The organism is Paenibacillus puerhi, from assembly GCF_009846885.1.
In the GTDB taxonomy this organism is placed as follows: Bacteria; Bacillota; Bacilli; order Paenibacillales; family NBRC-103111; genus Paenibacillus_G; species Paenibacillus_G puerhi.
This window is the reverse complement of record NZ_WUWM01000032.1, coordinates 19,610-33,189: the sequence shown is the minus strand read 5'-3', so window position 1 is coordinate 33,189 and position 13,580 is coordinate 19,610. Positions and strand designations below refer to the sequence as shown.

Here is a 13,580-nt window from a genome sequence, read left to right as displayed (position 1 = left end):
ATCTCCAGCCGTATGCTAAGGAGTTAGCATTTTCTTAACCATTTCAATATTTTTGAGATAGCTGTTTACATAAAAGTCTTCCATTTCACTGCTTTTCGCCGCATTGGGCATGACGGTTAGGGATGGAGGAATCGAGAATTCATCCATTTCATCAATGGACTTGGCTGCTAATATAGCCGCGCCTCTTGAACTTCCTTCCCATTTGCGGCAAATGTGGAGCGGGCGGTTCAGCAAATCTGCCTTGACCTGCATCCAGTATGGATTTTTAGTCGCTTCACCCGCAACCATCAACCTTTTAATCGGAATATTTAATTGATGCAATTGCTCGATTTTATTTCGGAACCAGCAGCTTAACCCTTGTATGATCGAAGAGGCCATTTGGTCCGGATAGCTGTTCGTTAACTGACCCCCGAACCACGCCGTCTGCACATGATTATCTGCCGGGCTGTCGCCCAATGAGGTAGGGTAAAAGCCAAGATTTTTATTCACCCCATTGGCCTTAGCAAGAACCGTCAGCAGCTTCGGATAGTCCCACCCCGTAATGGTGAGGAACCATTCCACAATTCCTCCTGTCGTCCCGACATCTAACAAAGCATAATGATGGCCGGGAACAACGTGACAGCCTACCGTAAATACTTGAGCATCTTGAAAGTTATCCATATTTTGAAATGGCATCGTAATAATGAGCGTTTCCATCATGTCGCTTACATCGGTTACATCCCCGTCCAGCATGGCTCCAATTCCGAAAGCTCCTACGACAGGGTGATGACCGGCTATTGTGACCGGCGTTCCTTCAGGTATTTTCGTATATTCGCTCGCTGCTTTTAATACATAGCCATGGACAGTTCCCGCTTGCACAGTCTCCTGAAGCAATTCTTTTTTGATGTCGAACTCGAGGAGCAAATCATCGTCCCATTGACGTTTTGTAATATTGAACACCATAGATCGACTCGCGAGAGAATACTCCGACTTCATCTCCCCTGTTAGGCAAAATACGATGTATTCCGCAATGTGCAGCCAAGATTTGCTTTTCTTCCATACGTCCGGCATATTGTCTTTCATCCAGAGAAACTTCAAGAGACTTTTGGTCGTTTCGGGAAACAGGCCGGTTTTTCGATAAAAATCCAAAGTAGGCACCTGTTCCCGTACATGATTCAAATATATATTCGGACGTTGATCGTACCAGGCCATGATCGGACCTAACGATTCGCCGTCTTCGTCCAGCAGCACCCCTGATTCCGCAACACTGCTTATCCCGATGGCTTTAATCTTATGGCCCTGTACCCGCTCCATACAGGCCTGGATCGTATTGAACGTTTTTTCCCTTAACTCATCGGCAAGATGATACGTGCCTCCGCTTTTGGTCATATGAACAGGCGTCGGCGTGCTGGCAACTTCCTTCAGATTTCCATAATTGTCATACGCGGCTACTTTGATATGCGTCGAACTGATATCAATTCCGATATATAGCGACTCTTTCTTCTTCACTGCCGTTCACCATCCATGAAATGTATCCCGTACTGCCAATTAGTCATTCGGATATACGACGACCTTCAAGCTTCCGCTTTTGTTTGTACGCGCACGTTCCATCGCTTCTTTCGTCTGTGATAACGGATACCGGTCTGTAATCAGCGCCTTCACATCAGAAATGCCCGATGCCAAAAATTGAATCCCTTGCGGATACGTATTAGCATAGCGGAATACCCCATATATATCAATCTCGTTATCCGCAATAAAAGGCACGTTCAATGGAATTTCATCCTGAGGAGGAAGTCCTACGATGACCAGCTTTCCACCTCTGCGAGTGGCGGCCAAAGCCGATTGCAAAGCCTTCGGATTACCGGCTGTTTCGAAGCTGACATCGACGCCAACTTGTCCGGTGATTTTTTTTACAGCGGCAACGGGGTCTTCTTCCCTAATATTAATAGCATGGGTTGCACCCAGCTTCAACGCAGCTTGCAGACGGATCGGCTCAAGATCGGAAACAATAATTTGACGAGCGCCGAACGCTTTAGCGGCGACAACTGCCATCAACCCGACTGGGCCCATTCCCATGATGACCACAGATGAGCCAGGCTGTAACGATGCGCGCTTGGCAGCATGAATGCCGACCGAGAACGGCTCGTTAAGTGCCGCTTCTTCGAAAGAGAGCTCGTCTGGAATCGGGAACAGGAAGTCCTCGCGAATTTTAATATATTGTACGAAGGCTCCGTCTACAGGAGGAGTTGCCAGGAAGACAACATCAGGACAAAGGTTATAGCGTCCGGCTTTACACATTTCACAAGTACCGCAAGTAACTCCTGGCTCTACGGCTACGCGGTCATTTAGTTGAAAACGGGATACTTGGTCGCCCATGGCAACGACGATACCCGAGCATTCATGCCCAAGGATCAATGGCTTTTCTACGACATAGCGTCCGATTCGTCCATGTTCATAATAATGCAGGTCCGAGCCGCAAATGCCTACGGCCATCACTTTGACAAGCACTTCGTTGCTGGCCACTTCGGGAACGGGTACTTGCTCCAATTGAATATCATAGGGTTTATGCATAACTGCAGCTGTCATCGTGCTCGGTAAATTCGGTATAGATTTCATAGATCTCCACTCCATGTATGTTTGTAGGATTAGCCTTTAACTGCACCGCTAGTTAGACCTTGTACAATATATTTGCTCATGAAGAAAATAACGGGCAGCGTCGGTAAGGAAAGAATAAGTCCGGCGGAAGCAATTCCACCCCAATTGTAGCTTGATTCGGTAAGGAAGTTCATGACGGCGACCGGCCCTGTAGAGGTATTAGCCCTTGTTAGGATCAGCGCGAAGAAGAAGTCATTCCATGAGAAAATAAACGATAAAATACCAGCGGCAACCAAGCCCGGCGTGGATAGCGGTAATGCGATGGTCAGAAACGAACGCCATATGCTGCTTCCATCCATCCAGGCCGCTTCCATCAGCTCATTCGGAATTTGCGAGAAAAACATCCACATGAGCCAAATCACAAGCGGTACTGTAAAGGTTACATAGGAAAGAATCAGACCTGGTAACGTATCGATCATACCCAAGTTGATATAAGCCAAAAAAAGCGGAATCGCGAATCCAACAGGCGGCGCCATTCTTAATAATTGGATAACCCATTTCCAGATATATTTCCTTTTGATAGACCATTTGGCTAAAGCAAATGCCGCAGGGGTTCCGATGACCATAGCCACGATCATCGAGATGCTTGCAGCAAGGAAGCTATTCCAGATGGACTTGGTAAACCCCGATTGAAGGGTGCTGACGAAGGTTTCGGTCGAAAACGAGCTTAAATTTCTCCAAAATGGCTCAAACATAGCGTCCGGCGTGCGGAACGCCAAAAAAGCCATCCAAACGAGAGGAAACAAGCAAAAGAGAACTAAGAAAAATAATACGATTCCTCGCAGTATGCTTAATCCTCTTTTATTAGCTGACATGGATGTTTGCACGTGCTATTCCTCCTCTGACCCTCTGTCCAAATAAATCGTAATAAAACTGATTACGACTGTTATCAGAAAGAGTAAAAATGCTAATGAGCTGGCATATCCTATTTTTGAATATTGAAAGCCTTGAATAAAGGCATAAAAATTCGTTACTTCTGTCGCCGTACCGGGTCCTCCGCCGGTCATAATATAGATAAGCGGAAACGATTTCAAGCTTTCGATGAATCGAATCAGACCGACTAAGACGAGAGCTGGTTTCAGTGCGGGTAAAGTAATAAATAAAGTCGCTTTCCAGGTGGTGGCGCCATCGACTTCAGCAGCTTCATACAAATCTTTTGGAATCCCTTGTAAGCTGGCCAGCAAGATCAGCATAACGAACGGGAGGTTATTCCATGTATCTGCGATGACTATGGAAGTAAGACTTAGGCCAGGAGTGGCCAGCCAGCTAGGGCTTGGAAGTCCGATTGCCTCAAGAATACTGTTGATGGGACTAAGTGTCGGAGTGAATATGGTTAACCAAATGAGACCAACCACGACGGCCGGTATCATAAATGGAGCCATGACAATACCGCGAACCCATTTGAGCTTACCGGAAGCATTGTTTAATGCGATCGCTGCGACCAAGCCTAACAACAGCTGAGCCAGCAATATAAATACACTGAGTATGACCTGGACCTTCATACTATTCAGAAACCTTGCATCTTTAAACATCGTTATAAAATTATCAAGTCCATTAAACTTGGGAGGGATGGATGAAGTTAAATCCCAGTTCATAAATGAAATGCCCATCATCCCGAGCATGGGAACAAGGGCGGTTACAATCACACATATAATCGCGGGTAGTAACATCAGGAAGTAGGTTAAACTTTTCATATCCCTGCGTTTCTTAATCCGTTGGTAACTTTCTACGTTTTGCATAGGCTTACCCCTTGTAAACAAATTAGTAAAGCCGGGATATTCTAATGATTAGAATATCCCTGTTGATTCCGTTCTATTATTTTATATAGCCTGCATTCTTAATAACTTCTGTTACTTGCTTGTTCGCTTCCTTCAGTGCAGCTTCTGCACCTACGCCTCCGTTGACGGCTCCATTGACTTGAGCAGCAATGAGATCGCCGATTTCGGCCCACTCTGGAATCAGAGGTCTATAATCCGGGCGGGCAATATTCAAGGATTCGGTTCTTAATTTAATTAAGTTTCCGTTATCGAAATTGTATTTTTTCTTGATGTCAGGATCTTCAGAAACAGAAACCCGGGTAAAGTCTAGGTTATAATCTTTAAGGGCTATTCGCTTCTGGATGTCTGCGCTTGTTGCCCACTTAATGAATTTAAAGGCCGCTTCTTTATTTTTCGAAGATTCGGAAATGGCAAGACCATGAACGGCAATCATCGGCGAACGTCCGCTAGGACCTTGAGGAACTAGAGCTACCTTCGTCTGGGCGGCATACTTGCTTTTCCCTTCTTCGAACAATTGCGTAATAATGGACGTACCATCTACCGTAATAGCTGCATTCCCTTGCTGGTAAGCCGAGATCACTTCTGCGAAGCTATAGTTTCCTGCTCCAGACGGGGAATAGTTCTTCACTAAATCCATATAATATTCCAATGCCTTCACGTTCTCAGTTCGATCAAGAACAGGCGTCATATCATTGGGATAATCTTTGAAATAAGAGCCGCCGAAGCCCCACATCATGGACGGGAAGATGAACATGTTGATTCCTTGTCCACGTTTGGCTCGCAGCGCAACGGCTGAGGTTTCCTTACTGTGAATCTTTTGCGCTACTTCTTTAAGCTGATCCCAAGTATCCGGGGGCGCCGTGATGCCGTTTTTTTCGAAGATGTCAGTTCTGTAAGCCATCAAACCGGTTTCGGCAAAGCTAGGCAGAGCCCATAATTTCCCGTTGATAGATAAGCTATCGATAGGCGCTTTGGCGAAATCATCGATATTCACATCAGGAGAAGCTTTAACGAAATCGTCCAAGGGATGAACCCAGCCTGCTTTCACCCATTTTTGCATCAGAGTGAAAGACATGTACGCAACATCGAGATCGCCAGTCTTTCCAATAAAATCGAGCTGCATCCGTTTTTCCGCTACATCTTGACCCAGCACGTTAACATTTACTTTAATTCCTGTTGCCTTTTCAAACTCAGGCGCTAGCTCGCTTATGCCGCGATTGTTTACATTATCGACTAGGACAACGTTCAAAGTAGCTCCTGATGTATCGCCGCCGCCGGAAGCACCGGTCTTAGTATCTGTATTCCCGCCTCCACAAGCCGTCATCATCATGCTGAGTGCAACGCCTGCCGCTAATACACCTGTCGATTTCATTCTGCGTGTTGTCATGTTAGTTCCCCCTAGTTTATCTATATCCTTTTGCGGTTGCTAAGTCACTGCGAATTCTCCAGCTTAAAATAGCTGCAATCAGCTCTTGCTTCTTACTTGCGTACCGCTCATCGTTCCACAGGTTATGGAGTTCCTCCGGATCTTCCTGGAGATTGAAGAGCTGCCCGTACGTATCATCGACGAAATGGACGAGCTTCCATTCATGATCCCGGATCATCGTCATAAACTCTGTAGCGTCCAGGATAGGATCTCTGCTGTGCTCGGCAAAGACATATCTTCTCTCTTCCATAGCTTTTCCTTGCAGCGCCGGCACTAAGGAACGGGCTTCCATATCTCTCGGCAGATCGATTCCCGCTAATTCCAGCACCGTTGCTCCCAAGTCCATATGCTGAACGAGATCATTCACTTGTTGACCCTGCTGAATATGGCCAGGTCCCCACATAATCATAGGCACCTTCGTCACGGCATCATACATATTCCATTTTTGGCTATGTCCATGATCGCCAAGTGACTCGCCATGGTCGGAAGTAAAGATAACAACCGAGTTTTCCAAATAACCGCTTTCATCAAGGGCTTTGAAAATTTCACCGATTTGCTCATCAATCATCGTAACGTTAGCAAAGTAGGTCGCGCGCTGGCGATGCTGCTGCTCAGGGGTTGCATGATCAAGATGAACGACCGCATCGTGGTCTACTTCCATATGCTGCTTGCGAAGCGCTTGCAGGGCTTTCGGCTGTTCAGCAATTTCTTTTTCAGTAACGTTAGGAAGCGGCAATTTCTTATTCATATAGGCTTCCGTATATTTCGGTATCGAATCAAATGGAGGATGCGGTCCGGGAAAACCGATTTGCAAGAAGACAGGCTTTTTCACCTTCGGACGGTCTTTTATCCACCATTTGGCCAAGTTAGCTACGAAGTTATCCGGATGCATGTCTTCTGGAAGATCCCAATCGAAGACCCCGAGACTTTCCCGATAGTCTTCTCTGTCGCGGTAGGATTCACGGCCCGGCTTCTTAATATTTCTCGCTCTTAGAGCCTTATCCCATTCATCGAAAAAGAACGGCAAATTCGGGTGCTGGCGGTCTTTATTCTCAACGACGTATCGTTCGTGAAAACCCATAGGAGTCGTGTAAGGAGATGTATGCATTTTCCCTACATTGACACAGTGATAGCCCGCATCGGCCAGCAGCTCTACCCATGAGCGTTCCCAAGGATCGTCATTTTTATAAACCCCATTTGTATGCGGATACATTCCAGTGAACAAACTGGCTCTAGATGGCGCACAAGATGGAGCTGTAATAAATGAATTGGAAAACGATGTGCCTTCTTGCACGAGCCGATCCAAATTAGGAGTGTCCATATAAGGATAACCTAATGCTTGAATGGTTTCGTATCTTTGTTGGTCTGTGATGATAAAAATAATATTCGGCTGAGTTGACAAAACCGTCCCTCCTTAGGGTATCCATTTTTTTGTGACATATTTAACATGTTAAATTCAATGTTTTTATTCTATAATCGAGTTGTAGCATAGTAAAATACAAATAAACTATTCTCAGATAAGTTTTACTTATGGCAACTAGAGGGGTGATTTTCGTGAATCTTCATCATTTATATGTATTTTGCGTTGTCGCTGAAATGAAGAGCTTTGCACAAGCGGCCTCTGAAATTAATATTAGCCAGCCTGCCATCTCGCAGCATATTAATAAATTGGAAGAATCCTTGGGAGAAAAGCTAATTGAAAGAAAGGGAAGGGTGTTTCGTTTAACCCATCACGGAGAGACGTTATTTGATTACGGTAAACGAATTTTTAATATGGTGGAGGAAGCGGAGCAAGCGTTGATGCGCGTGGGACGCCATCAAGAAAAGCTATTCGTCGGAGTATCGAATCTCACGGGAACTTATTATCTCCCGGATATGATTGCGGGTTTTATCGAACATAACCCTCATGTATACTTTAATACGATATTTGAAGACAGTAACACCAATCTTATAGATAAACTTATCAAAAACCAGTTAGACATAGCTATTACTTATGAGAGTGTCGTTTTACGCGACGAGATTCAAGTATCCTCTATTATTCAGGATGAAATTGTGCTAGTCCTTCCAGGCAATCATCCCTGGGCTTCTAACCGGCTTGTCTCTTTTGAGGAAATTATTACGCTGCCCTTTATTTTCCACTCGCCCGATGTATTTATACAATCCATGATGGAGAATATTTTGACAGGACATAACATTAATGTAGTTTTGCAGCTTGGTTACTTGGAAGCCGTTAAATCAGCCATTATTAGCGGACTGGGCGTATCCATGCTGCCTTATTCATCCATCCGCGTTGAACTGGAGGCGGGTCTGCTATCCGTTGCGAACTGCCAGATGTTTCGAGTGCCCCGAAACTTAGTATTAATGCGCAAAAGAAGCGCGATCTCAACGGAGCTCATTACTCAATTTGGCGATTATTTGCTTAGCAATGAATGGGCGGTCAAATAAAAAAAACCGATCCGTTATGTCGTTAAGAATGACTAGCCGGATCGGCCTGTATAGCAGCCACTTTCGCCTTGTTGCTGGCTCAGATGGGGCTAAATTAATTTATGAAACAATTTCAAAAACGGTGCCTTGGTTAAAATCAGCTACTTTCATAGAGCCATAAACGCCTAGATATAGTCTGGTTTGATCCAAGTTCGTTCCCAAACTAACATAATAAGCGGATTGAGACCCAAAATTATAATCGGTTTCAATAACACTAAAATCATTCAGTTTACAATCTGTTGGTACCCGGGTATAAGCCAAAACTCCTCTAACTGGAGGCTGAGCTCCTTTATCCCGAGCAAGATCGGTAAACACGACGCTTCCCGTCAAGCTGGGAATTCCCTTCCCCATATAGGGCTGAACTCCCGTAAGTGCAGTTCCTCCAAATTTATCGGGCCTTGGATCTTTATGAAAATAACTGGTTAAAGGCTGAAGACGCTTCACCGAGGTTTTTACCGCTTCATTGTAATAAGCCATTGTTTTCTGATCCAAAGTTGGATTTGCAGAGCAGCCCCTAATCATCGAGGTAGGAAAAGCGCCTTCCCACCCTCTCCAGCCAAAGTTAATAAATCCTTCTTGGTCAGGTTCCGAATTCATCAAAGAAGCTTGAACAAGCTGGGTAACCGGGATTGGTCTATGATGAACGAATGAAAATATCGACTCTACCAAAGCCTGTCCGACATTTCCCACATATTTGACATACTGATTATAAACCCTTTGAAAGGAAATGCCCGGGATATTGCGAACCCCTTTGGCCATTACCGTAAGCGTCTCCTGAATAGGTGCGGGAAGTTCATGAAAGCGTGTGACTACGGGCGGATTATAATTAAAAGGATTCTTAGCTACATCAATTTCAATAATTTTCCCTGCTATCTCCATGTTATCCTGGCTTAAATTAAATGGGTCATAACCTGATCCGCCATCTCCGGTTGTCAAAACAAGTTTTCCTGTTTCAGGTGAGAAGTTTAAGCTATTCACACCATTATGATTTAAAAAGGGTCTTCTTAAGTTAAGTAATGTCCGGCGTTTTTGAGGTTGACCCTTCGGTTGTAACATCCATTCTTCAACTGTATCTATATGATCATAGTGCATTTCTCTATTTATCCACTTTAGGTTTAGTGATCCGGGATCACACGGATTAGGCTTAAAAGATTCAAATGCACCTGGAAGAGCACCTGGGCCTTGAGTTCCAGCTACTGAATAATGGAGATAAAACAAGCCGTTATAATAAAATTCGGGATGAAAGGCTAGCCCTAACAATCCTCGTTCATCATATCCTCCACTAGAAGCACCTAGCTTTAGGATTCGCGGACTAATATCTAAAAAAGTCCTTATAACTCCGTTTTGTATGTAAAAGATCTCTCCTACTTGGGTTGCAATAAATAGTCTTTCAATTGAATCCGCTGGAAGTATAGCTGTCTTCAAAACAGTAGGCATATTTAACTTGCTTACAATGGGCCGTAAACTAACCTTAACTTTCGTCAACAAGCTGTAGCACTCCCTCCTCTTGCCTCCTTTTTTAGGAATATGATTAGAACTGTTCCTTTAGTACCCCGTCACATTGGATTGTCAATCGCGAGTACGAGCAGCAGAAGCAGATGAAGCTGGCAGGCGGAGACAGCGCGCCCGAGGCGAGGCCGTCTCCGCAGCTTGAGCATCTTAAATCTTGCTAGTTAGTAGAAAGCACACGATCGAGAAATTGATCTGCGTCGCTATTGAATTTCCAGGAAACCCCGAACTGATCTACGAGCAGGCCAAAGCACGAAGACCAAGGTGTATGGGATAACGGCATGATAACATGGCCGCCAACAGCCAACTTGTTGAAATACTCCTCCAGCTTCGGTTGATCATCGATAACTAGGCTTATCAGTACCTGATTTCCTTTCACCAACTCCCCTGTTACCGCCTTCATAGATGGCAGAACATCCGACATCATGATTTTCCCGCCTGCGAATACTAATGAAGATTCCATGATCATATTCAGCTCATTTTCCGGCAATGGATAGTTAGGGTCTTGCGGGAAATCCTTAAACTTAACTTGCTTTACTTCAAGCGCATTTAAAGCCTCCGCATAAAATGCAATCGCTTGCTCTGCACAACCGTCAAAGTTTACATAAGCAATAGCCGACATCAAGCATTACCTCCTTCTTGTGATGAATGTAGTATAATACATAAAAGGTGACAGCTTTCTGTCACCTTTCTTAGATGGAGCAGAAAGAAGAAGGTGAACCTATGGACAAGGTTGAGAGACTCATTTCCATCATCATGATATTGCTCAAAAAAGAAGTCGTGTCGACTAAAGAATTCGCGCAATTATTTCATGTTTCCAAAAGAACGATTCTTCGCGATATGGAAACCTTAAGTCTATCGAACATCCCGATCTATGCGATCCATGGCGTTAACGGCGGCTATGGTATTATGGATCATTACAAGGTGGATAAACGTCTATTAAGCAGCTCAGACCTGGAAAATATATTAACTGCGCTCGGCGGATTGGAACAGCTACTCCTTAGCGAAGAAGTGGAAATGACGATTAAAAAAATAGAAGCAATGGTTAGCCCATTGCCTCTGAAAAGTCCGATTCAACTGTCATTTTATGATTGGGAGGGTCGGTCTGAGATTATTCAAGCCTTGAGGATATGCCAGCAAGCGATCTTACAGAGAAGGTTAGTTTCCTTTGATTATATCGATAAGAATGGGGCTGCAACGAATCGAATCGTCGAGCCCTATGAGCTTCATTTTAGCGAATCGAGTTGGTATCTGAAGGGATTCTGCTTACATCGCATGACATATAGAACGTTCAAATTATCTCGGATCGATAATCTGAACATGGATGAGGCGACATTCAACCCGAGAGAACCTATATCGGAACAAGAACGCGACGCAAGATATCAGCCGGAGTTAGTCGCTGTGAAGGCATTGATTTCGCCAAGTGTAAAGGACCAATTCATTGAACGGTACGGTCGAAAGAGTATCGAGAGCTACAGTTCGGAATATGACTTAGTAACGTTTGATGTCCCTCACAGCCGTACAGGATTTCAGTTTTTAGCAAGCTTCGGCACCAATCTAAAAATCGTAGAGCCTGGGCCATACGTTGAAGACTTTCGAAATTATTTACATCAAATGCTGAAGAACTATTAATTAGGCGAACTCCGATAAAGGCGGCTCCCATGCACCATAGAATTCCATTCCAATCCCAAACGCTTTGGTCAACTTACCCGGTCCGTTCGTCAACTCTTGCTCCTTCTTGACACTTCCGCGGCGCTTGTACATGCTCTCTATTCCTGCGCAAGGTTCAAGCGCCCGAATCAGAACACTTTCCGGATCGCCTATCCCCCCACCCACCGCGTTCAAGAGACAGTGAGTATGCATCAAATGAGTGTAAGCTCGTCCTGCAGGTCCGAACATAACCTCCGTTCTCCGCGTCCTGCGGTTGTTAAAGCTGTGCGCCGCTCGGTCATTCGGCCCTAAGTATGCTTCGGTTTCCACAATCCAACCCGAGATTTCACCCGCTTCGGTTTCATGCACTAGCAGCATCCCGAGGAGAGAGCGCGCCAATTCCAGAGTCGGCTGTTGGAAAAAGGATTCATTCAAAGGCTGTTGCAACCCGCCCCCACCTTCCTTGTTACCTGTTAGTCCTCGGTTAATATCCTCTCATTTTTCATTAAACTTCATTCCATTTCAAATGAATTCATGAATAGTTTACAAACTTTTCAAACGTTCCAGCTGCAATAGATGGTGCCTGTAATGCATGTCTATAAGCAAAAACCACTCATTGGCGTCTAGTGCGCCCAATCTGGGATGAACCATCTTTTTGCTCTCGGTCACTTTACTCAAAGCAGATTCAGTACGTTTCATCCGCTCCATGACATGACGCAAGCCTTCCGTCAGCTGCTCCTTGCTCTCCGGCTGTTTCGGGGTGTATTGCGGGGATGCAGGGACCTGAATCCGAACGGGCGGAAAACTTCCTAGCTCGAAGGCTTCCTTGCCCCTCTCCGTTTTCTCCTCCCTAGCGTCTACGGTTGCTTCACTTCCAGCCAAACATTGATCGACATTATGCAAATGCATGAATTGCGCCGATTGAATCAAATGCATATACATTTGGCCAATCGACCACTCCTCCTCATTCGCTTTTTTTATCAGCTGCTCCATATCGAGGCTATCCAGCTCGATGAAATAACGTCCTACTACCGCCTCAAATGACTGCAATGCTTCCGCTGTACTTCTCATGAATCAAACAACTCCTTATTATTCATTCTTGGATATAATCCCAATATAAAATAACGTTGATGACAACAGCGTGTCAGTAGCGTTTTAACATTTTTTCGACCTCTTCCCGAACCCGATGTCGGAATGACTCCGGTTCCAGTACCTCGACATCTCCGCCCCAGCTGAGGATGTAAGGCAACAGCTCCTCCAGATGACGGACACGAAAGTTGACTAAAAGGCCATCTTTTCGTTCATCGGTCGATTCCATATAAAAATGACAACTCTCCGAGATTTTGTCCGCAATGACGGGATTAGCCCGAACCAGCACCCGTACGTTACGGTCGTCCGGCGGACGGTAGCTGTTAAGGTTAAACCCTTGTGGAATGAGAAAGCGATCCTCCAATACGGTAAGCCCGGTGATCCGCGACAACCGGAAATGCCGAATTTCCTGCCGCAAGTCGCAACGTGCAATCAAAATCCAATTTCCCAGAACAAGCGCCAATCCGTATGGAGCGACCTCACGAGTGCTCCTCCGATTGCCGTCCGTTTCCGGCATTTTTTTCAGATACGTCATACGTAATTTGCGGCGTTCCATAATCGCCCGCCTCGCTTGCCCGAGATACTCCTTTTCCTTCCAGCTGGTTACCGGCTCGCCGGCCTGAGTAAGCCGCATCGTTTCCCGAACGCGCGTCGACTCGCCGCGCACGGATTCCGGCAGGATAGCTTCAATTTTCCGTCGAGCCGACCTAGATACATTTCCGTAATCACCATCCAAGCGCTGCTCGATAAAGTCCGTACCCATAAGCAAGGCTACGGCCTCTTCAACAGAAAACCCGACTGGTGGAAGAAAATATCCCTCCATTAGGGAATAACCCTGCCCGGGAGCCCCAAGGATCGGAACACCCATTTCACTTAGAGCTTGTATGTCTCGATATATGGTCCGCACGCTCGTCTCAAATAGAGACGCCAAATCCTCCGCTCTCAATACCTTGCTCCGTTGCAGCTCAAGCATGATGGCGAGCTGCCGATCGGTTTTGTTCATGATCTGT

General features: G+C 45.5%; 12 protein-coding genes and 1 pseudogene. 2 read left to right on the top strand and 11 right to left on the bottom strand.

Translation table 11 applies throughout. The annotated features are described in order from the left end of the window. Positions 1-15 precede the first annotated feature (15 nt). From GSF01_RS23620 to GSF01_RS23595, 6 genes are all read right to left on the bottom strand, one after another. Positions 16-1,488 carry an FGGY-family carbohydrate kinase gene (locus GSF01_RS23620; RefSeq protein ID WP_159887739.1) on the bottom strand — a complete coding sequence of 491 codons (1,473 nt, stop codon included), beginning with the start codon at positions 1,486-1,488 and terminating at the stop codon, positions 16-18. Positions 1,489-1,527: 39 nt separating this feature from the next. Continuing rightward, the gene (locus GSF01_RS23615; RefSeq protein WP_159887738.1) at positions 1,528-2,595 is read right to left on the bottom strand and encodes an NAD(P)-dependent alcohol dehydrogenase; all 1,068 of its coding nucleotides are present in this window, start codon (positions 2,593-2,595) and stop codon (positions 1,528-1,530) included. A gap of 29 nt (positions 2,596-2,624) precedes the next feature. Continuing rightward, positions 2,625-3,461: a carbohydrate ABC transporter permease gene (locus GSF01_RS23610; RefSeq protein WP_201305475.1), complete on the bottom strand. Its 837-nt coding sequence runs from the start codon at positions 3,459-3,461 to the stop codon at positions 2,625-2,627. A gap of 3 nt (positions 3,462-3,464) precedes the next feature. Then, complete coding sequence (locus GSF01_RS23605) at positions 3,465-4,373, bottom strand: carbohydrate ABC transporter permease (protein ID WP_201305474.1); 909 nt, start codon at positions 4,371-4,373, stop codon at positions 3,465-3,467. Positions 4,374-4,449: 76 nt separating this feature from the next. Beyond that, positions 4,450-5,799, bottom strand: coding sequence for an ABC transporter substrate-binding protein (locus GSF01_RS23600; RefSeq protein ID WP_159887737.1), 1,350 nt, complete (start codon positions 5,797-5,799; stop codon positions 4,450-4,452). A 16-nt stretch (positions 5,800-5,815) separates the two neighbouring features. Then, the gene (locus GSF01_RS23595; RefSeq protein ID WP_159887736.1) at positions 5,816-7,240 is read right to left on the bottom strand and encodes a sulfatase family protein; all 1,425 of its coding nucleotides are present in this window, start codon (positions 7,238-7,240) and stop codon (positions 5,816-5,818) included. Between the two features lie 152 nt (positions 7,241-7,392). Between GSF01_RS23595 and GSF01_RS23590 the strand changes: the two genes are divergently transcribed. Beyond that, positions 7,393-8,283, top strand: a complete 891-nt coding sequence (locus GSF01_RS23590) for a LysR family transcriptional regulator (RefSeq protein WP_159887735.1) — start codon at positions 7,393-7,395, stop codon at positions 8,281-8,283. A gap of 99 nt (positions 8,284-8,382) precedes the next feature. On the opposite strand, the gene GSF01_RS23585 is transcribed toward GSF01_RS23590, so the two are convergent. Then, a complete protein-coding gene (locus GSF01_RS23585) occupies positions 8,383-9,807 on the bottom strand; it encodes a PQQ-dependent sugar dehydrogenase (protein ID WP_159887777.1) in 1,425 nt (474 codons plus the stop codon). A 184-nt stretch (positions 9,808-9,991) separates the two neighbouring features. Next, positions 9,992-10,453: a VOC family protein gene (locus GSF01_RS23580; RefSeq protein ID WP_159887734.1), complete on the bottom strand. Its 462-nt coding sequence runs from the start codon at positions 10,451-10,453 to the stop codon at positions 9,992-9,994. Between the two features lie 101 nt (positions 10,454-10,554). Here GSF01_RS23580 and GSF01_RS23575 point away from each other — a divergent pair, with 101 nt between their 5' ends. Beyond that, positions 10,555-11,463: a helix-turn-helix transcriptional regulator gene (locus GSF01_RS23575; RefSeq protein ID WP_159887733.1), complete on the top strand. Its 909-nt coding sequence runs from the start codon at positions 10,555-10,557 to the stop codon at positions 11,461-11,463. 15 nt (positions 11,464-11,478) lie between these two features. Here the strand turns inward: GSF01_RS23575 and GSF01_RS23570 are convergent. The 3 genes and pseudogenes from GSF01_RS23570 to GSF01_RS23560 all read right to left on the bottom strand — a co-directional run. Beyond that, positions 11,479-11,928 (bottom strand): annotated as a pseudogene (locus GSF01_RS23570) (DNA-3-methyladenine glycosylase); the annotation flags it as partial. A gap of 96 nt (positions 11,929-12,024) precedes the next feature. Beyond that, positions 12,025-12,552: a DinB family protein gene (locus GSF01_RS23565; RefSeq protein WP_159887731.1), complete on the bottom strand. Its 528-nt coding sequence runs from the start codon at positions 12,550-12,552 to the stop codon at positions 12,025-12,027. A 73-nt stretch (positions 12,553-12,625) separates the two neighbouring features. Next, entirely contained in the window at positions 12,626-13,573 is a 948-nt protein-coding gene (locus GSF01_RS23560; protein WP_159887730.1) for a helix-turn-helix transcriptional regulator, read from the bottom strand. Positions 13,574-13,580: the final 7 nt, after the last annotated feature.